This window comes from Neobacillus drentensis, assembly GCF_021560175.1.
In the GTDB taxonomy this organism is placed as follows: domain Bacteria; phylum Bacillota; class Bacilli; order Bacillales; family Cytobacillaceae; genus Neobacillus; species Neobacillus drentensis_A.
In genome coordinates, this window is record NZ_CP091110.1 from 4,281,630 (window position 1) to 4,301,101 (window position 19,472).

The following is a 19,472-nucleotide window of genomic DNA, read 5'->3' on the forward strand; positions in this document are numbered from 1 at the left end:
TTAATAAAGTAAAAAGAAGCAGATTAACTGCTCCTTTCGTCAATTTTATTTAATTTTGCTTTTTCACCACGATATTTAATTGCCGCTTCGTTATATGCTTCTGCAGCTTCTTCTTCGGTGTTAAATATCCCTAGATACATATTAACCTTATTCACCCTAATGTGACATTGCCAATCGTCATATTTAGACCGATAAGAGACGCCTACATATTTTGATTTTCCATTTTTGTTCCGTCTGTCAGGGAATCTTTTACTCTCCCATTCAGGATCAAAAGGAACATCATTTAAAACTGCAAATTCACCATGATAACTTTTTGCTTTTTCATTATAAGCTATCGCTGCAGCTTCCTCTGTTTCATAATACCCTAAGTTTGTTCTCACTCCATCTATTCTAATAGATGATAACCAGGCACTTGTTTTTTTAATCCAACATACACCCTTATATATCGATGATGTTTCTTTACCTGTTTTTCTTTTATTAAATTGATTCTGTCTAGGTGTCGCTATTCTTAGATTGCTTTTTTGATTATCTAACTTATCCCCGTTTATATGGTCCACTATCATTCCATCAGGAGCGTTCATTATTTCTCTATGAAGATACATGGTGCCTTTTTCTCCATTCCGATATACATGACCTTTACCATTGGAATAGTATTTGTAGTTACCATACTTTTCGAAGTCTTCATCATCCACAACTGTTATACTGCCGTCATAAAGTTTTATTTCTTTCAACTTTATCATCTCCTTATATACAGTATAACAGATATTTGGAATAAAAACCAGTGAAAACTAGAAGATATTTAGAACAAACTTACTAAGCAATGATACTCCTGTTAACAACGGTAAAAGGTACCAATGGTTCTTATTCCAGAAGTTCAATGCGTTTTGAGGACTGCCGTAGCGATCCTTCACATATTGATACATCATGATTAATTGGTTAACCGGGTCATTATAATCTAAGCCTGTTTTCTTTTCGTAATTGTTTCTAGTGGATGTTAAGAATTGCCCGTAACCATAAGCCGTACTGGTTGGATTTTTTGCATATGGATTATAAGATGATTCCCTTCGCACAATCTCACTCAAAAGAGGTGCCCATTCTGCCGGGACACCTCTTTTTATAGCTGTTTGCATATGAGTTTGGAATGATGCCGGGCCGCTTACTTTTGCTGTTCCGCCACCTGTTGTGGTGGCATTACCCCCCGTGTAGGCATTCACCTCTGCTTGTGATTGTGCTGTTGATGCTGCTGTACTGTATTGAAGTTCGTACATTCTCCAAGCTGCATCTTCACCGTACTGTTGTTTAGCCCATTCAAGTTGGGCTTTTTCAGCTGCGCTCATGTTGTTATAGGTGTATTCTCTCCAAGCTTTTTCTTGTGCATTGTTCTTTGCATCTAACAAAGCTTGGGAGCGTTGCGCTTCAATTTGAGCTAAGGCCGCTTGTTGTTTCGCTGGATTGTTCACATCATTGATTTGGTCATTGATGTTTCGGATCGCTGATTGTTCTTGCAAATTCAAGGCATTTATAGCGCCTTGTCTGTCTGAATTGGCAGAAGCTTGAGCTGTGACGTTCTCCCCGGAAGCATTTAACCCATTAGCCGCCATTAATTCTCGCAACTTCTGAACATTTTGAGCCGCTACCACATCTGCTTGATTCCTTTGTCCCTGATAAGAAACGGCAGTATCTTTTTTCTGACCATTTAACTTAGCTACTGCTGCTTGTTGATCTGCTTTCATTTGTGCCAATGTAGCTGTTTTTTGTTGGTCATAAACCTTATTTGTATTAGCTGTTAATTGGGTAAGATAATTATTCGTTAATGTTGATAAATTAGGCGAAGCTGTTGTTGTTGGCTTCGTCGTTGTCGTTGTAGGCTTTGTGTTATAGCTGGTTGTTGGTGTTGTCACATATCTGCTTGAAACAACTCTCGAACTAGGCTTAACTGTTGTTGTCGCTGGCTTTTTTGGCTTTTTTGCTGCTACTTTCGCAGGAGCCGGCTTATATGCCGGCATGGAAGGTGGGATATACTTCTCACCGTTACTTCCTAATAACACCATAAGAATCCCTCCTTTGGTTTTTGATTACTTCCATCTTCCAATGGCTAATAAACTCTTATAAACAGTCGTTGCGCCAAGTGTAGTAGGATTGGTGCCTAATACACCTTGCTCTACAGAACAGCTCGTAATGGATGGCTTATACGCTTTATGTTGTTCAATTCCGGCTGTTGGAATATCGCCCGAACAGTGAACAGAAATAATAGAGCCAGTAACAAAACTGTAAGGGAAATTCCAGGTAGTGGCTGTGAAATAATACGTTGAGCCTGCAACACTCACAGTACTCCACGGGATATCATTCGCTAAAAACGTCACATTAAACCATTGAATGAGTGTTCCGTCTGCAAGCTTGACATAACTTCCGTTTTCGTTCGACCCCGTTGTAGCTGTTAGATCTCCAAGTTTAGTTCCTATACTTGCAAGGATCGTCTGTATGTCGGTGCCATTAACTCCGGTAACAGTTGACACCCCAATGTTTTTTGCTCCGCTATCGCCTGCTGTTGTCTTTTTAAGGGCATCAATCAAAGCATTAAAACTGTTTCTTAACTCTTCCGGTGCTGCATCGAATTGAGCTTTCAAGGCTGATGGAGTTAAGGACGGTTTATCCGCTAAATCGGACACCCTTTTACTAAAACTATCTAATTTTTCAAATGCCATTTAGATCCCCTCGCTATCGTATAAAATTGAGAATTTGGTATTTAAGGACTAAAGATAATACCGTTAAACTCTCATTCATTTGGTCATTTGCAACCGATAATTGAAAATGAGTAACTCTTTTTGCTTTCAACTTCTTTTTTAATTCCTTTGGAAACGGGGAAAACTGGAATGTAAAGTTATTGAAATCTACATTTCCAAAGTCGAACAAGTTAAAAATCACAAAGCTTTCATCATAGGCCTGGGTATATAAAGAAAAGTCGGCAAAGTCGATGGAATTAAAATCAAATACTTTGGTCCTGACATCCCTTCCTCCGCCTTGACTTTTGTCTGTTTCATAGGAGAAACGAACGCTTGTGGCCCCGGCTGGTTTTAAGCCAATATACAGACTATCCACCGTTTTGTAGTGTTCTTCGGTTCCAAAGGTTAACGGTTTAGATTTCCAATAAGCATTAATAGCCGCTCCATCATCGTTATAAGAATTGCCAGTTTCATTTTCTTTATGGAATCGGTACACTAGCCCATCCTTTGAACTGCCGAAATATAAAAAGCCATCCTTCTCTAAGAAGCATGACGACGGAATATTATCGTAAATGTACCATTTGCCGTATGGTGTAATGTCTGTCTTTTGAGCATAATCCAGAATATAAACCATACCATTCATGGCTAACCAATATTTTTTATCATAATCTATCGAAACGGCCTGATCTAAGCCGGATTCAAGTAATAATTTTCTGTCCACGGTCAAGGAAATATGTGTGACGTTCCTTTCATCCCGTATATTGGAAGCAGTAAGCATGTAAACCCCATCTTTAGAAAGGAATACAGGGTTGTTCTCGATGATTTGGATACTTTGGGTAGCAATCGTTCCCACTTCATCGTTAATCGGCTTAGAAGGGAAACTGACGGTTCCTGTATCACTGGATGAATAGGTGATTTGATGAATACCGCCTTCCCGATGGACGACTAAATAATCATATTGTTTCGAGAACCCCCGAACTCGTTCAGGGTATTTATAGAATCCATTCTCCGGCCAGTAGGAAGGATCATATAAACCACTTCTAAACGCATATTCCGGCATGTTGGGATTACCTGATAGGAAGATTCTTGTATCATTGGCACCGCCAAAAGCCACGGAAAATGTACAATTCTTTATCTTTTCGGGAAAGCCGGATACAGTTTTCCCTGCTTGGATAATGACGTTATTTGTTCCTTTTGCTGGTGCTGTCGTAAAGGTAACTTTTCCATTTAGTCGGTCTACGGTAAAGCCTGAACCTTCTGCCATTATGGAAGTGCCGATGGTTGCTGTAACAGGTGTAGAATCCAGATTGTTTAAAGACAATTTATAGACTGTTGCTGTACCATCACCACTAAAGCTATCTTTAAAAAGATTGCCTATTAAGTTGAAATCCTCATAGGCTGTACCACCGCCAGCCGGATCTTTAGACATTTGAATGGTCGGAACATAGGCCGTGTGCGTTCTTACTTGAATACCGTCATATACCAGGAAGTTAGCACCATCTAAAATGTAACAGGTGTAATTCATGCTAAAGAAGTGTACGTTTGCATCTGCTAACCCTGTATAAACCAGTACAGGTTGATTGTTTCCCGATTGTTTGTATAGCTTTGTCGTGTGAGCGATTAGAAACTCTGTTGTGCTATTTGATTTTTTATACTCATAAATGCCATTAATCTTACCAGGGCCTAACGTATCTGAATACACTCTCTCGTACCCTGTACGTTTATTAAGTGATCCTCGCTCGTCTATGTTCATATTGAGCATATCAGGGCTTTGGTGATCGTCTATTTGGGTAGATGTGCCGGATACATCAATTCCCCGGAATGGTTCTAATCGCAAAAGAGAAGGTGTGACAGCGTTAAAACTCATTTGCGCCATGTAAACCCTCCTTTCTTCGTCTTTTGTTCCAATCGTTCATTAAGTTACTGTAATAGTTTTAACTACACCAGCACTATTTTTAAACTTTAATGCGTTGTCAGCACTATCAATAAATAAAGAATTGTTTCCAACATTAGCACCGTCAATAACACCCGGATAAACAGAACCATCAATTCTCGGAACATTTAACAACCTACTATGAATCGCTTTTCCGAAGTTAGGATTCAAAATTACAATGCTTGAACCGCTATTGGTTGTAGTAGAAGTAAGCGAATAAGTAGTTGATGCGTTAGGCGAACTATCTTGACAGTTGGAAAGTAAAATTTTATTTGAATTTTGAATATCCATAAATGATGGATAAAACGTGCTAGCCCCTGTATTATTGGCATGAGAGCGAAAACTCATTACATCAATCCCGGTTGCATTGAGAATTAAAATTCCTTCTCTAACATTACTTTCCGCACCGCATGAATAAAGTCCAACTTGATTAGCATTTTGTAAAACATACCCATAAAGATTGTTATAGTCTGATGCACAAGAGTGTAAACTACAATAAGTACCTTCAATGTTATATCCATATTGAGTACAATAGTTCGCATAACAGTTATATAAACTAACGGATGTACTAGCAGTACCAATGAAAAACCCTGTTCCTGCACCGGTTACCAAAACATTTTTCCAAAATGATGTGATAAGACTCGAAACAACCCCAATACCATAACCCGTTGTTTTTGTATTAAGGATAATATTCTCTATATTAATCCTACGACAATAACCAACCATTTGAATATCGTTTCCGCTGCCTGTAGTAGTGCCATACATATAAAAATCTTTTAAGGTTATATCACTAGCACCATTCATGTAGAAACATGAGTCTGTTCCGGTAATGGCTTTAAAATCTAAAATAGTAGGGTATCCATTTGTTGGGTTTTTACCTACACCTAAAACAGTTATTCCATCATATAGGGTAATCGTTGAAGTAAAAACATAACGCTTATTACCCGGAAAAAAGATGATACCACCAGTGTTTTTAATCGAATCGAAAATAGCTTGAACATTTGCCATATTTTCCGGTTGTCCGTTCCCATTTAACGCAGCTAGTGGGGCTGGTGGATATAACACATTGATAAAATGACCATTCATTCGATTAGAAATTTGTGTCACATTTATATTTGTTGTGTTTAAATCTGTTTGACTCGCCTTATCCGCCAAAGACAAATCAACTGCATCTAAACGATCCTGCAAGGAAGGTAATCCCCCACGGGCGTTATCTATTTCAATATTGAGCGAATCGACCGCCTTTTGATTAGCCATTTCGTTATTTCCATCTGGGCCGCCAATAATCAATTTTCCTGTGTCTTCTGTCCATTTCACTTGTCCGTTTTCCAGTAAATCCACTCGTTCTTCTGGACCTCTAGGAAGTTTTAACCCCATTAAAACTCACCACCATCAAAGTCGATTTCGTTAAAATCAATGTCTTTATTTGTGTTTGTCGTTGTTGTAGTGGTTTGTTCACTCGCTACAATGCCATAGACATCTTGAATCTTGGTAATAACCGCCTTTTTCCTTCGTTTTAGCTCGTCATAACGGTTATTGAAATAAGCTGCTCTGTTTTGGTCCTCATTCAGAAGTAAATGAGCCGCTAGTCCATACGGTAAGACGGTTAATCCCGTGCGATCATCCACCAATAACACGCTTGTTTTGTCGGTAATCACCGCAGGAGCAACCGAAGCTGGCAATATTTCCGCTTGTAAGAGCGTTAGAATAGGCCATGATTTCTGTTTATATTCATCGGGATAGCCTGTATAGGTTCCATCCTCACTTTCTTCATCCATGAGATTCATGGCTGTAGCAAATACGTCTTGGGCTGTAATCATCCGATCACCTCCATAAAAAATAGGACCGTTCCCGGCCCTGTTAGATATTAATTGCTTGTGACATTAAATCATGGCATTTAGCACTCGGATGTGTACCGTCTACCGTTGGGATATAGAATACCTGATAAGTAGAAGTGGCATCCGGTGTTACTGTCCAGTTAGCGCTCATGTTTAAAGTGGTTGCGTTGGTATGCCATGAAACGGTCCTTTGCTGTCCTGCGCCTGTTCCACCTGTAATTTTAACAATCGCATTATTAGATAAAACATTAGCCGTAATAACAGAGGATAAGTTTGTATCTGTGATACTTCCAGCCGCTGCGCTTTGCACCGTTCCGCTGAAAAGAGGATTTGAAAACTCGATCCATTTCCCATTATTCTCTACCATAGCAGCCGAATCCAGCACTTTCAGCAGATCTCCACCGCTTTGAGCTACCGCACCATTCGATGATGTATCTCTTAACCACGCATTAATTGCAAGCCTTACATTTTCCTGGGCTGAAATGGTTTGGTTGGCTAATGTCAACCAGTTATCAGTTGATGTTGTTCTTGGTGTGAGGGTTGTTTGGTAAACATCCAATCCTTTAGCAGCGAAATACTTCCAGATTTTCAGCAAATTCGCTTGTGTGGCCGCTATGGTCGAACCGCCTAAAACATCGTTAATGCCATAATCACAAATAACCCCCGTGTGATTCTTAATTAATGGTGTTCTTAAGTGTAAATATTGCAGAAATGAAGTTGTTGTTTCTCCACCTAACGCAATTTTGGTATACCCGATCTTGTCGTTAAATAACCTTCTTGCCACAAATCCGCTGTTTCCGGTTAATTGTGGAATGTCTCCACTTCCATCCATAATGCTATCCCCGGCTAAAATATAGGATTTTAGACTATTTTTCACTTTTCCGTATACCGTAGTAGGTGTGTAGGCCGATTGTGAACCGCCTGAAATGTTCGCCACGGTTCCACTGTCTGTTAAGTCTGCCCCGGTTGAAAAACCTTCAATAAAGCTCCCAATCTGCTGCAATGAAATCGTTGTTGGCAAATATCCGCTTGCTCCGGCATCGGCATAGGTTCTTACACACACTGTATCACTAGGAGAAATGAGACAGCCGATAGGATCACTATGTACCGCTCCCCCTCCTTCAATGGTTACATTACGCTTTGCATTGAAAAATACAGGTATTAAAGTACCGTTGATTTCAAGCGAAGCCTTAACTGTTATAGAGTTGGTATTGGCAGCAAGTGTATTTCCATTCAATCGATACAGGTTTGTAAAGACTAATATCAAGTCTTGACAATCGTATTTAGGGAATATCCGCACTCTTGATGTGGTGGTTTGATTCGTGTTGCTTCTTCCTGTTGACCCTTGAGATACGCTTAAATCTCTGAAGCCAATGGGAGAAATAACCCCTTGCTTGACTACATTAGTGAGTATGTCAGGATCTTGGTAAGAAATTTCGGTACCTTTTTCTTTCGCCCTCACTTCAAAGGTATGTGTTCCTGTTGTCGCTTGAAGAGTAAACGAGCTAACATCTTGATTGACTGTCACGCTCTGCCCTGGTGTCAATGTTCCAGACTGTGAACCAATCGTATAGGTGAGGTTTGCGTTACCTTGGTTCCTCAAATAAACCTGTTCTTGCACTTTCGGGAAGGTTACTGTTTTTAAAGCAGTCGTAACAGCATCCGAATAATTAGTGACAACATCCCAATCAGTTTTCCCCATGATTATCCCCCTTTCATAAAAAAAGAGGGAAGCAAAGCATGAGCCCCACTTCCCCTTCCAATTACTTCTCTTTAAATCCTTGTGAACGGAAGGCCTCTGCTTGAATGTCATCACGGGCAATTAGCTCATGTTGTACACCTTCAACCTCGATCACAAATACTTTCGGATACTCTTTTACTTCTTCTTTCTTGGCCATGCTATTTCACCTCATTAAGCGATTTTATGAACATAGATTGCATTTGCTTTGTTGTTTAGTACGAACGCATCGTAACGCAGACGACCTTCTACTAACCAGCCATTGATGCCAGGAGGGTTGTCGTGTGTTTTGTAGTCCTGCAACTTCTTCGGTGCTACTGTAGCGATCTGATGAGTTAACAAGAAAGCTGTGTTAGCAGGAAGATACGTGGACGGAATTTTAACAATCTTCACACCATCGATTTCCCCAACTTGGCCTTTGATTAACATATTTTGAGCGATTTCAGTCGCTTTTGTGAAAGTAGGATCTAGTTTGATAAAGTTATAGAAAGCTGGTGTAACGAAAGCTACACGGCCAGCAACCGGAACTTTTTTCTCGTCTAATACTGCGCCAGCATCTAGGAACTTAGCGTAAGCATTAGAAGCTGTGATTGCTACTGTAGCTGTGTTTCCTGCTGCAATACCAGCTGCTGACATAGCCGCTAAACGGTAGATGTCGATTTCCGGTGTGATCACTTCATCGATTTGACGAGCAAGCGCCTTGCCTGCTTCCATAACCATTTGTGTATCTTGGTTGTTTTTGCGATCAATAGTGAAAGTGAATGAACGGTCACGACTTAACACCATTGTTTGTGTCGTGTTGTCAAGTTCTGCCGCTGTACCATAACGAGAGTTACCTGTAGTGGTATAGTTGCCCATTGGTGCTGTAGCAACACTGTAAACAGTTACAGAGTTTACTCCATCCCAATCGTAGTTCTGATTAATAACGGATTCTGTGAAAGATTGTAATTTAAAGCGCTCGTCTACTTTAGAGCTGTATTTGGATGCTAAGTTTACTGCCATGGTTTATCACTCCTATTTTTTAAATGGAATCAAACCCTGCTAAGAATGGATCTTCGCTCGCTATCTCGTTGCCGCCATGCGCTGTTACACTGCCGACAGGAGCTTTTGAAGCGTTCGCCTTATTCTGTTTGAGGGCTGTTAATTGACTTCGTAATTGTTGGTTTTCGTGTGACATGTACGCAAATTTCAATGGTACTCCTTGATTGACAGCTTCCCATACATTGTCGGGAATCTGATCGTTTGCTGGTACATATTCACGACCATTCGCTTGACGGAAGTAATCGAAGAACTCGGCAAAATCTGCGTTTTTCTTCTCTTCTTCGGCTTTAGCTTTCTGTTCCGCTTCATACTGTTCACGGAATTTCTTATTCTCGAGCATTTCTTGGGCTAGTTCTTCACTAATGCTTTGTGATACTAATTCATCTATTCTTGCTTGTTCTTTTTGTTGTCTCACGGCTTCGATGTACTCATCAGGAGTCATGCCGTAGTCTTTGGCTATGTCTTCGATAAAACTTAATCTTGGGTCCGTTTCAAGAGCCTGCAGTTTCTCTTGAACCTTGTCATAGTTCATTCCTTTTTGAGCCAGTTCTCTAGCACGGTCTGCATCCAGTTCCATTTCTTCGCTGTTGTATTTGATTTTCAACTTGAAGTTTGGATCAGGTACCCCGGTTTCTTCAACTTCTGGCTCTTCAAATGTTTCTTGTGGTTCGAATGTCTCTACTTCGGTTTGTTCGGTCGGTGTGGTATCCTCTACCGTTTCCACCTCTGTTGGCATTTCGAATCCTTCTGGTAAAATCATATCTTCATTCATTTGTTATTCTCCTTCCGTGTATGGTTGCACGTTGAGCAGTTTAATGTCTTGCTTAGGACAAAATAAAAACACCTACATCATTGGAGGTGTTTGTTGTGGCTGTTGTGATTGTTGTTGAAGCTGCGCTAATATCTGTTGCTGGACCTCTGGTGGGGCCGCATAGAATTTTTGCTGTTCTTCTGGTGTTAATTGAGCTATTGCCATTTGTGGATCTGCTGCCATTTGTTCTTGTTGGGCCATTTGCTCTTTAATTTTGCTGATTAATTCCTGTTTTTGTGGGATGTATTCATCTGGCACACGCTCTAAGTAGTCGATGAAATCTATTTTTTCTCTATCTAGCAAGCTATCAAGCGTTTGTAAGCTCGCAATCTCTGACCAGTAAGAGCTTTCGCCCACATCAGCCCGAACATTGAGCCATTGGCTTTTAAATTTCTTGAAATCGTATGTCACAAGCTGTTTCTGTCCACTAATATCCACGACTAGAGGCCGTTCACCGTAGTAAGTACCCATCATGTCAAACAAGATTCTTCCAATATCCTCTATCCATTCATATAAATTGGCCTTTGGATTTTCGAGAGGAATAGCACTCGACTTCTGGACCGCAATAATAGCTGATGTATTCTTTGGATTCTCGATTGCACCCATGGCAACGTCACTAATACCCATGGTTTCCTTGGTATATTGCATGGCTAATTCGATGGATTGGATAATCTGATTGCTCATGTTACTTGGGTTGAGATATCCGGCTATGTTTGAGATGTTTGCGCCTGGATCTAATCCGCTTACTCCAATAGCTGAACCAATTTCGTTATCCCATATATCGATAATATCAGCGTTATAGACCGCTTTAGGAAAGGATGTCATCATTAGATGATACATAATCATAGCAAAGCTTCTGTTAATGTAAATTTGATTCGGCAATAAGCCTGTAGCAAGCGCCCTGCCGTGATAGGTGTTCTTTTGTCGCTCCCAGTTGCCCCATGCTACCGGGTAATATTGCAGCCCTGTGTCAATGTCCTTGTAGATATAGGCATTTTCTACACTCTTGGAAGCTGTGATGGTATAGCTTTCTTCTACAGTAGGATTGCCAAACTGACCCTGCGACTGTTTCTTAATCTTCTTTTTGCGATAGACAATGATATATTGTGCTTTGCCGTATTCATCGGCATCCACTTCAAGCTTTCCGTTATCGCTTGCTTGCTCGTTGTAGTTCTTATCAGCTTGAATGGAGTTAATCTCTTGCTCATTCTGCTTGCGAAGTTTCGCTTCTTCCTGTAGGTTCTTCACCATGTCACGGCCTGCAATAATCACATAAGGTTGAGCATCCATTTTGGGATTGTTGGCATTACCTAGAAAGACATTGGTTCCGTCAACTAGTTCTAAGGCTATTTCTCCCTCAATCGGGTACATGCTGCCGTATGGCTTTTGGTGGATATCCCAATAGAGATGAGCGCAATAATCGCCCGTGTTGGCTCCATCGGTGAGCGCATCTTTAATAAGAAAATCCATCTTAAACTTCTCAAACAGATTGCTTACCATTGAGTTAGCAATATCGGCTGGTGTTGGTTCATCCTCTACCTGTTTATCGCCATTATCCGCATTGAGCAACGGTTCAAAGTGTAGCTTTGTCTTTGAACTGATTAATTGAGCCACCATAAACTGTACTACTCGCTTAATAATATTGAATACAGGCTTAGGCATGTTGTCTGCATCCAGGTTTCTCCACTGATTACCAGCGTAAAACTCTAAATTCGCATCCACGGTATCGTAATAACTTGGAACTAAGTTGTTGTTATATTTTTTTCCCGATTCAAACAATTTCCAATCGGGAGTCTTCTCATTACCATTCAAAGATGTCACCTCCAACAAAAAAGACCCCCGTTTAGGAGGTCTTCCAGTATTCTTCTTCTGCTTTTCGTCTTGCATTTGCCGCTTCTTCAAGAGTTAAGAAACAACCAAGGTGTATATGTTTACCATTCACAGCAATTCTCGCTTGGTATTTATTCAATTTCTTATTGAAGTAGACACCACTCACACCAGTTTTATTTGTTTTATATACCCTTGTGTTTCTAGATTGAACTTCTTTTGTAGCCCATCGACAATTAGAAGGTTCGTAATTACCATTTACATCAATTCTATCAATAGAATGTTTATCTGTTGGTCTTTCTCCCATATCCTCAAGAAACTTTTCAAAGGAGGTTCGCCAATTATCACAAACTTTTATATTACGTCCTCCGTAATCGGGAAAGGACTTATCATTTATATTTTCACATCTTGATATCATATGAACCCATATTTCATATTCACGTGTTCTTTTGCCTATCCTATCGTTACCGTGTTTTAACAATCGCTCAGCCGCCACTTCTTTATGTAAACAACCGCATGATTGAGTCTTTCCAGATGTTAAGTTAAAACTCACGATAGTTTTTTCGTTCCCACAATCACATTGACAATCCCAATATACTTTGTAGCGTTTGTCAGTGTGTGAAAATCTAATAACCGTCAACCTTCCAAACCTTTGACCTGTTAAGTCGATTCGTTTTGTCATATATAACACTCTCCACAGTGTATTCTCCAATATAACGAGGTGGGAAGTGAATTGGAGTTTTCACGTTCGGGAGCTACCCTATCCCACTACTTAATTATACCACAAATGGTTAGAATTTTCCTGTTGTGTATCCAATTATCAAGAAGATTGTAGCGAAAATAACGGCTAAGAAGACCTTGTATGAATTGCTATACAATTATTGCACCTTCTTCCGCTGTAAGGCTTTGTCTACATCATAGTTCATCATGTTCATAAAGCCTTTACGCATTTCTTTTGCCTTGCGTACCTCTTCAAGATCAGGAGGTTTGCTTGTTTGTTTGTTGCCTTGTTTGTATCCGATAAAATAAAAGGATAAAAGCGCAATAAAAAAGACTACCGCTGTCAGTAGCCCGTAAATGAATTCCATATAATCACCACTTTGTAAAATGTGATACTTTCGGCTTGCCGCCTGTCATTTGTTTAACCGCTTTAGCGTGTTTCTCGGCTGTCGTTAAGTTATTTGGATCGTGTTCCGGTGGTATCTCTGCATTATGATAAATGAATCGATTTAAAGCTTGTGACATAGCATCTACCTGGTCGTCATGTTTTCCATTCGGGAAGCTGGCTGCTTCTTCTACGAAATCATGTACCCATTCGGCTTGTCGTGGTAAGAATACATTACCAGCTTCAATGTAAGGAGATACCGCATTTACCCTCGCTACCTTGCCGCCTTGAGGATTCACTTTAATAAATCCACCTATCTCTCTGTTTAACATGGAGATAATAGCCGGACCATTTGCTTTATCCTCTACATACTTCCCAGCTATGCCAGGATGTTTCTTTAGCATGTTTCGGATGGCTTGCAACGTTGCCGGGAAGTTGAGTCTTGCTTTTAAGTTGTCAATCAAATAGATGTCAGCCTTTGTCTTGCCCCATACTTGAATGGCTACAAAGTCGTTGTCTGCTTCATCTTTAAAGGCAGCATCCACGGATAGGATTCTCTTCTGCATAGTCGGCAGTACATCATAGTATTGCCACCAATCACGCTTAAGAATGTTACCCTCTTGGCTTGTTGGTCTGCCCTGGTAAAGAGCATTGAAGCTGGAAGGATATTTTTTTCTCTCTGCTATGAATGAATAGCCGTATCTTTCGGGCCATAATGGTTCCCCTGGGCTTCTACCCATAATGTCGTTTTCTTCTGCTTCTAATGGAAAGTTGTATACTTGCCAGTTTAACGGCTCACCATATTCTCTATTGAGTAAACGGCCTTGTAAATCATCTTCATGCCATCTTGTCAGTATGAGAATCACAATGGCCCCAGGATGCAAACGAGTAGAAAAAGAGTCTATCCATTCATCCCATATCTTTCCCCTGTGCGTTTCGCTGTTCGCTTCTTCCCTGTTCTTGATTGGATCATCTATAATCATTAAGTCCGCACCTTGACCCGTGATACCAGCTAACACACCTCGGCTAATCATGCCGCCTATGTTGTTATCCAATGCCCATTCGTCATGTGCTGAACTGTCTTTTGCTATTTCAATGTTGAATAACTCTTTGCCGTATTGCCTTATCTTCTCTTTGTTCTTCTTCCCAAACTTCCGGGCAAAGGTATCATTATATGATATCTCGATTACTCGGTCCTCTGTAAATTGACCAAGATAATAAGAGGGCAACGTTTCTGTTATGGTCATGGACTTACTATGTCGGGGAGGCATGTTTAGAGCAATATACTGATTTTCGGTAGGAATAAGCCCTTCCCTCATTTGTTTCTTCTTATCTATTGCCTGTTGAATCACTCCGGCAATAAATTCAGTGTGAGGAGCTGTCTTATATCTTCCTTCATGTGTATAAACTACATAATCAATATAGCTTTTACGGGCCAATTCCCTTTTAATATCATTCAGCCTTAGAGAGGATAGATTCAATTTGCTTCAACTCCTCGACTGAAAGCTTGCTTAGGTCATGGCTTGTTTTGAATGGTTTATCATCTTTATTGCCTATATCTAATTTATCGTTAAATAAACCTAAATGACGGCCTATATCATTCAGAGCTTTCATTTTGTCGTGTAATTTAAATTTTAGAGCACCATCTTTTAAACTAACTTCACTAATTACAGCTCCATCAACAGTTTCGCTATCCTTTAACGTAACAACATGAGCATAGTCAATTATTCTTTCGCCTTTGTCGTTATATCCTACAGTTGTTAAGCTTGTTTCAAACGACAAATAATCTTTTATATCTGCAAATCCAACCTTCGCTAACTCTTGCAATACTCTATCTTGAGTAATTTCCGTTCTCTTTGACCGTTCGTCCATAGCTTTCTGGATAGCTTCTGCAATGTGAGGTTTTGTTAGGTTCTCATACCCTATTTCTTTGGCGGTAGCTTCACTATATCCAGCACGAATAGCCGCTTGAGTGGAGTTCAAGTCTATTAGGTACTCTTTTATAAACGCTTGTTGTTTTGCTGTTAGCTTCACTTCATTCACCTTCCCCCTTTATTGCTTTTCTATATACAAACGACTTGCATCGTTTACATTCTTTAACGCAGGTAAAGCCTAAGATAGAAACTTTCTTGTTTTCCCATTTATGCCCGAACAATCGGCATATTGGATACATCAATACGTTTCTATTCTCATATATATAAGCTCTGTAAGCCATACCCTTTCCCTCATTTCCTCTCCACAAGATACCGTAATACCTCATGGACAATTAATGATAAGCAACAGCCCCCACCTTTGGCCTTTTAAGGTTGCTTAATTTACCCGCCCGAAGGCACGCCAAAAGAAAAAGACGATACCGCATCCCCCAACGCAGTACCGCCTTAATGTGTGTGATAAAAATAGATGTAGCTTATACTTACTAAGGCTCTAGCTAAGCCTGGGAATACTAACAAAAATCGTGTCAGGGTATTTTCCGATACCCTATAAATCCATTCTAAACTAATTATTTTAAATACTCAAAAAGTGTTACATGTGTGTAAAGTGTGTAATGTGTTCCTTCGCTATTTTCTCGTATAGCGTCATTACCTATTTTTGAATGACAAGATAATTAGCATTGAAATAAACCATAATGCTGTAACAATTGCCACTAATAAAAGTAGTGGGTAACTTACTATCCTCCATACTTTTTGCCAAAATGTATCAGCAGTAAATCCTTCAAACTTTAATAAACTAACGATTATATCCAACCAACTTATTCCCATTATCTCGTCCTTTCTTAATACGTTATATATTTCAATTATTCACTAATCTTATTTACAATGTTATCCCTCAACAGATGTACCTGTTTCCGGCTGATCCGTAAATGGTGCGCTATGGCTGATATATCCATCCCATCTAACAAACAATCCAGCACAACTTTTTCTTTCTCATCCGTAATTTTGTCCATCTTCTCATTAATGAAGTTTACTTTATTGATGTATTCCACTAGCCTTTCAGACTTCTTAGAGCGCCTGATAACTTCATTTTCAATCGCTTTCCCTACAATACCCACCGCATGTGGTAAAGTCGCTTCTATGCCATATACAGCCGTTCCACGAAAGTCTGTTTTCATAAGCTCTTTGTCAATCCTTTGTATTTCTCGAAGCATCCAGAAGTAATCTTTCAAGATGCCGTATATCTGAAACTTGTTATAGGTCATTTATCTATACCCCCATAAATTCATTTCTCCAGGAGTCTAATTCCTTTTGTTGATCTTCAATGGTTTTGATAAGCCACTTTACATCTTCCAGTAAGGCACCGCTTAAAGGTTGTGTTTGCTCGAGAGCCTGTTTTATTAACGCTAACCGTTCATTATTCATCGAATACCACTCCTACTTGATCCGTCTTCAATATCAATCTTGATCTGGTATTTCAAAGCATTGATTTCCTCTTTTGTACTTTCAAACGCATTGGACCATCTTTTCATATCACCATAGGCATCGGCTTCTTCTACCCTTAAATAAACAACTGCTAACTCTGCTTCGGCTGCCTTATTCTTTTCTGCTTTGATGTAAGCTTCTGCATGTAGCCGTTTCCTTGCTGCGTAAAGCATTTTGTACTTACCAGAAAACTCTGCCGCTAACTTGCCGATTAATACAAGTTGTTTAGAGAGTATTTCAATTCGCTGAACTCTGCTTTCTTCTGGAATAGCCTTTAGTTGTTTATTGTATTTGATTAGTTCCTGTAAATAATCGTCTGTCCAATCCTTTTTAGGTTCATTCGTCATACTGTCCACGCCCGTCCTTAAATCCTTTTTCGTACTGTCTCGCTGAAAATATCGCACAGGTGCTAAATCCAATCATTCCGCTAATTAGACAAGCAACTATTATCATTTATTCACCTTCTCAACCTCAATAATGTTCTCGTACATTGAGAAAAAAGGAACCCTTAACCCATACGTTTTAATCTTATAAGTTTTATTGACTTTGATTTGAGAGTACATATCTGATGAGTTGAATTTAAATCTTAACAAAGAATCTGTATCTTTAAATACTCTTGTTGTGCCTTCTTTATCCTCTGTAAATATTAAGTACTTCGACTCTTCTTTAGTGTTTTTTACAGTTTTATCTGTTACTTTGACCGTATATTCATGGGTGTTTGTTTGTAAAAAGATTCCCCAATCAAGCAATAGAACAAAGATACTGACAAACCCAATTATTTGCTTCATTTCTTCATCAACTCCATGAATTTATCTAAAGTCATGCACACCAACCATTGTTTGTTGTCTGTTCTCAACGCTACTGCATCCGGCTTTTCTCTTTCATCCTCTATCCATTCGTACAGCTGTTTAAAGCCACTTTTCCGCCTCTTTACTTCCCATTCCATACCTAAACCTATTACATCATTTCGATATCCTTCTTGCGCCCCTGACAACGGCACACGATGACCACCTATTAACTTAGCAAACTCTCTTTCGGCTCTCTGCCCTTTGTCTCTACTCGCTTTACCGCCCATTGGTTTTTACCTCGTATATTTTAAGTAGTTCTTCATAGGTTAACGATTGAAGATAGTCAAAAGAATAATTGGTTGTCATTTCTAACAAGGCTCTTAGTTCGTCACTTGTCATCACGGTTCACGCTTCTTTCTTTGTCAAAGCCCTCTGGATATCGTTTCATTAGCTTAGTCACGTTCATTTCTGCGATCTGCTGCAAGGTGAATCCAGCTAAGTGTGATAAGTTAGAGATATACCACAAGCAATCCCCTAACTCTTTGGCTAGTTCGTGACGATTCATTTCGTGGCCGTGAAAGATTCCCTTTTTGATGTGATCGGCAACCTCTCCGGCTTCACCATTTAGCCCTAAAGCGTAATTAGCGAACGCTTGTACTTGCCCTAAATCTTCGTTATGTGTTCGTAATGCGTGTTGTTGGTAATCGTTTAAATTCATTGAATCCCTCTCCTATTTATACCGCCAATCATGGACGATACACTTTTTATATTGATTCCGGTTTCTTCTGCTATGGACCAGGTATCCCACCCGAAGTTGTACAGCTCCATTATTTTCGGTTTGCTCTGTTCCCTTTGGCGAAGCTCCCTCAATGCTGCGTTTAGGTAACATTGAGGTGCTTCTTCATGTAAAAGTATGGTCATTAGTTGTTTTTTACTGGCTTGTTCCCACTGCATCAGAAAGGTAAATCATCATCCTGAATATTAATCGCTCCATAACCATTAAAAGGATCTTCTGTTACCCTTGTTTGTGGCTGTGGTGCTGGCTTATCCTGCTTCTTGCTGCCGATAAAAGTAATGTTGTCTACTACTACATCAAAAGTGTAGATTCTCTTTCCGTCTTTTTCATAGCTGCCTATTTGAATACGGCCCTCAATCCCTACTTGATCCCCTTTGGTTAAGTGGTTCGCCATCAGTTCGGCTGTTTTTTGGAAGGCAACAAGGTTAATAAAATCCGCTTCATCCTTTTTAAACTTACGATTAACCGCAATACTGTTTTTATAAATGGCTGTTCCTGACTCGCTATATTTTAAATCTCCTTCTTTTGTTAAACGTCCGATAAGTGTTGTTATATTCATTTGATTACCTCCTAATTTAGATACCACAGAACCCTTCATATTCATTGAAAAAATCATCGATGGTTATTTGATCTTCTTGCAAATCAACTTCTCTTAAAGGCTTCCTGGACTTGTGTAAGAATAACTGATCTTTATATTTCAAGCCGCTTCTGATTTTTTCATCAAGAATACATGCTTTTTCAAATTCTTCCGGTTCTTCTTTCTTAATTTCTAGCCAGTACATGTTGTCGTGGAAAGGGCAAATTACACATGATGATTTTTTAGGAGTAAACCCTAATACTCTTTCCACATAAGCGATACAGTTAGAACGGTCCATATCTAATACTTCTACAAATGGATGTTCTGCCACTGTATATTTAGGGTTGAAAATTGGCTTTACTCTTTGGATTTCATCAACCGTTATCCCTTTCCACATATGGACCACTTCTTGTACTCGCTGTCTTGGCTTATACCCTAACAGCTCTCTGACTTTTCTATTGACGACTTGGATCTTATAGTCATTAGTACACTGTCTTTTCCCAATGCCATCTAAGTACTCTTTTCCTGTTCCATCTGTTGTGTGATAAGGCAGGCTTGCCACTCGTTCCCCTGTCTCTGTAGCTCTCATAACATCGTTATAAATATTTCGTTCTTTCGCTATGATAATTTCCCTACCATACTTCTCTTTGATGTAATTATTTAGCTTTTCTACTTGCCAATGGACCCATTTAGGCTCGTTGCCTGTATCTGAAAAGATGATGTAATCGGGAATTACTTTATTAATCATTCCTTCTAAGGACATTAGAGTTAAGGCTAATGATTGTGTTCCTCCACCCATACTTAGTACGTGTATGTGTTTTTTGCCATCCTCGTACTCTTGTTTAATCATCATGTTCCCCTTTCTGTTCTCATGCTGTT

General features: G+C 39.7%; 25 protein-coding genes. All 25 read right to left on the reverse strand.

Annotation, left to right across the window (positions count from 1 at the left end; translation table 11 throughout):
* Positions 1-23 precede the first annotated feature (23 nt).
* Positions 24-731 carry an HNH endonuclease gene (locus L1999_RS20130; protein WP_235740192.1) on the reverse strand — a complete coding sequence of 236 codons (708 nt, stop codon included), beginning with the start codon at positions 729-731 and terminating at the stop codon, positions 24-26.
* Positions 732-788: 57 nt separating this feature from the next.
* Positions 789-2,051: an aggregation-promoting factor C-terminal-like domain-containing protein gene (locus tag L1999_RS20135; RefSeq protein ID WP_235740193.1), complete on the reverse strand. Its 1,263-nt coding sequence runs from the start codon at positions 2,049-2,051 to the stop codon at positions 789-791.
* 24 nt (positions 2,052-2,075) lie between these two features.
* A complete protein-coding gene (locus tag L1999_RS20140; RefSeq protein ID WP_235740194.1) occupies positions 2,076-2,705 on the reverse strand; it encodes a hypothetical protein in 630 nt (209 codons plus the stop codon).
* 13 nt (positions 2,706-2,718) lie between these two features.
* Positions 2,719-4,599 (reverse strand): DUF2460 domain-containing protein, encoded by a 1,881-nt coding sequence (locus tag L1999_RS20145; protein ID WP_235740195.1) that lies wholly within the window; start codon positions 4,597-4,599, stop codon positions 2,719-2,721.
* A 39-nt stretch (positions 4,600-4,638) separates the two neighbouring features.
* Positions 4,639-6,033, reverse strand: a complete 1,395-nt coding sequence (locus tag L1999_RS20150; RefSeq protein ID WP_235740196.1) for a hypothetical protein — start codon at positions 6,031-6,033, stop codon at positions 4,639-4,641.
* Positions 6,033-6,476, reverse strand: coding sequence for a hypothetical protein (locus L1999_RS20155; RefSeq protein ID WP_235740197.1), 444 nt, complete (start codon positions 6,474-6,476; stop codon positions 6,033-6,035). The genes L1999_RS20150 and L1999_RS20155 overlap by 1 nt, the downstream gene beginning before the upstream one ends.
* A 40-nt stretch (positions 6,477-6,516) precedes the next feature.
* Entirely contained in the window at positions 6,517-8,196 is a 1,680-nt protein-coding gene (locus tag L1999_RS20160; RefSeq protein ID WP_235740198.1) for an SGNH/GDSL hydrolase family protein, read from the reverse strand.
* A 61-nt stretch (positions 8,197-8,257) separates the two neighbouring features.
* On the reverse strand, positions 8,258-8,392 hold the full coding sequence (locus L1999_RS29690) for a hypothetical protein (protein ID WP_275677141.1): 135 nt from the start codon (positions 8,390-8,392) through the stop codon (positions 8,258-8,260).
* A 14-nt stretch (positions 8,393-8,406) separates the two neighbouring features.
* On the reverse strand, positions 8,407-9,234 hold the full coding sequence (locus tag L1999_RS20165) for a N4-gp56 family major capsid protein (protein ID WP_235740199.1): 828 nt from the start codon (positions 9,232-9,234) through the stop codon (positions 8,407-8,409).
* A gap of 19 nt (positions 9,235-9,253) precedes the next feature.
* Positions 9,254-10,045 (reverse strand): hypothetical protein, encoded by a 792-nt coding sequence (locus tag L1999_RS20170; protein WP_235740200.1) that lies wholly within the window; start codon positions 10,043-10,045, stop codon positions 9,254-9,256.
* 72 nt (positions 10,046-10,117) lie between these two features.
* The gene (locus tag L1999_RS20175; RefSeq protein WP_235740201.1) at positions 10,118-11,746 is read right to left on the reverse strand and encodes a portal protein; all 1,629 of its coding nucleotides are present in this window, start codon (positions 11,744-11,746) and stop codon (positions 10,118-10,120) included.
* A 181-nt stretch (positions 11,747-11,927) separates the two neighbouring features.
* Entirely contained in the window at positions 11,928-12,593 is a 666-nt protein-coding gene (locus L1999_RS20180; RefSeq protein ID WP_235740202.1) for an AP2 domain-containing protein, read from the reverse strand.
* Positions 12,594-12,789: 196 nt separating this feature from the next.
* Positions 12,790-12,999: a hypothetical protein gene (locus L1999_RS20185; RefSeq protein WP_235740203.1), complete on the reverse strand. Its 210-nt coding sequence runs from the start codon at positions 12,997-12,999 to the stop codon at positions 12,790-12,792.
* A gap of 4 nt (positions 13,000-13,003) precedes the next feature.
* The gene (gene terL / locus L1999_RS20190) at positions 13,004-14,497 is read right to left on the reverse strand and encodes a phage terminase large subunit (RefSeq protein WP_235740204.1); all 1,494 of its coding nucleotides are present in this window, start codon (positions 14,495-14,497) and stop codon (positions 13,004-13,006) included.
* Complete coding sequence (locus L1999_RS20195; RefSeq protein ID WP_235740205.1) at positions 14,469-15,059, reverse strand: terminase small subunit; 591 nt, start codon at positions 15,057-15,059, stop codon at positions 14,469-14,471. Before L1999_RS20195 ends, terL begins: the two co-directional genes overlap by 29 nt.
* Complete coding sequence (locus L1999_RS29905) at positions 15,052-15,276, reverse strand: DUF1660 family phage protein (RefSeq protein WP_430539982.1); 225 nt, start codon at positions 15,274-15,276, stop codon at positions 15,052-15,054. Before L1999_RS29905 ends, L1999_RS20195 begins: the two co-directional genes overlap by 8 nt.
* A gap of 534 nt (positions 15,277-15,810) precedes the next feature.
* A complete protein-coding gene (locus L1999_RS20200) occupies positions 15,811-16,212 on the reverse strand; it encodes a DNA-binding response regulator (protein ID WP_235740206.1) in 402 nt (133 codons plus the stop codon).
* 4 nt (positions 16,213-16,216) lie between these two features.
* Positions 16,217-16,372, reverse strand: coding sequence for a hypothetical protein (locus L1999_RS20205; RefSeq protein WP_235740207.1), 156 nt, complete (start codon positions 16,370-16,372; stop codon positions 16,217-16,219).
* Positions 16,369-16,779, reverse strand: a complete 411-nt coding sequence (locus tag L1999_RS20210) for a hypothetical protein (RefSeq protein WP_235740208.1) — start codon at positions 16,777-16,779, stop codon at positions 16,369-16,371. Before L1999_RS20210 ends, L1999_RS20205 begins: the two co-directional genes overlap by 4 nt.
* Before the next feature lie 102 nt (positions 16,780-16,881).
* The gene (locus L1999_RS20215; protein ID WP_235740209.1) at positions 16,882-17,220 is read right to left on the reverse strand and encodes a DUF1523 family protein; all 339 of its coding nucleotides are present in this window, start codon (positions 17,218-17,220) and stop codon (positions 16,882-16,884) included.
* Entirely contained in the window at positions 17,217-17,507 is a 291-nt protein-coding gene (locus tag L1999_RS20220) for a hypothetical protein (RefSeq protein WP_235740210.1), read from the reverse strand. Before L1999_RS20220 ends, L1999_RS20215 begins: the two co-directional genes overlap by 4 nt.
* The gene (locus tag L1999_RS29695; protein ID WP_275677145.1) at positions 17,497-17,622 is read right to left on the reverse strand and encodes a hypothetical protein; all 126 of its coding nucleotides are present in this window, start codon (positions 17,620-17,622) and stop codon (positions 17,497-17,499) included. Before L1999_RS29695 ends, L1999_RS20220 begins: the two co-directional genes overlap by 11 nt.
* Positions 17,609-17,938: a nucleoside triphosphate pyrophosphohydrolase family protein gene (locus L1999_RS20225; RefSeq protein WP_235740211.1), complete on the reverse strand. Its 330-nt coding sequence runs from the start codon at positions 17,936-17,938 to the stop codon at positions 17,609-17,611. Before L1999_RS20225 ends, L1999_RS29695 begins: the two co-directional genes overlap by 14 nt.
* Positions 17,939-18,173: 235 nt before the next feature.
* Positions 18,174-18,575, reverse strand: coding sequence for a single-stranded DNA-binding protein (locus L1999_RS20230; RefSeq protein ID WP_235740212.1), 402 nt, complete (start codon positions 18,573-18,575; stop codon positions 18,174-18,176).
* Positions 18,576-18,591: 16 nt separating this feature from the next.
* Positions 18,592-19,446: an adenine nucleotide alpha hydrolase family protein gene (locus L1999_RS20235; RefSeq protein ID WP_235740213.1), complete on the reverse strand. Its 855-nt coding sequence runs from the start codon at positions 19,444-19,446 to the stop codon at positions 18,592-18,594.
* Positions 19,447-19,472 lie beyond the last annotated feature (26 nt).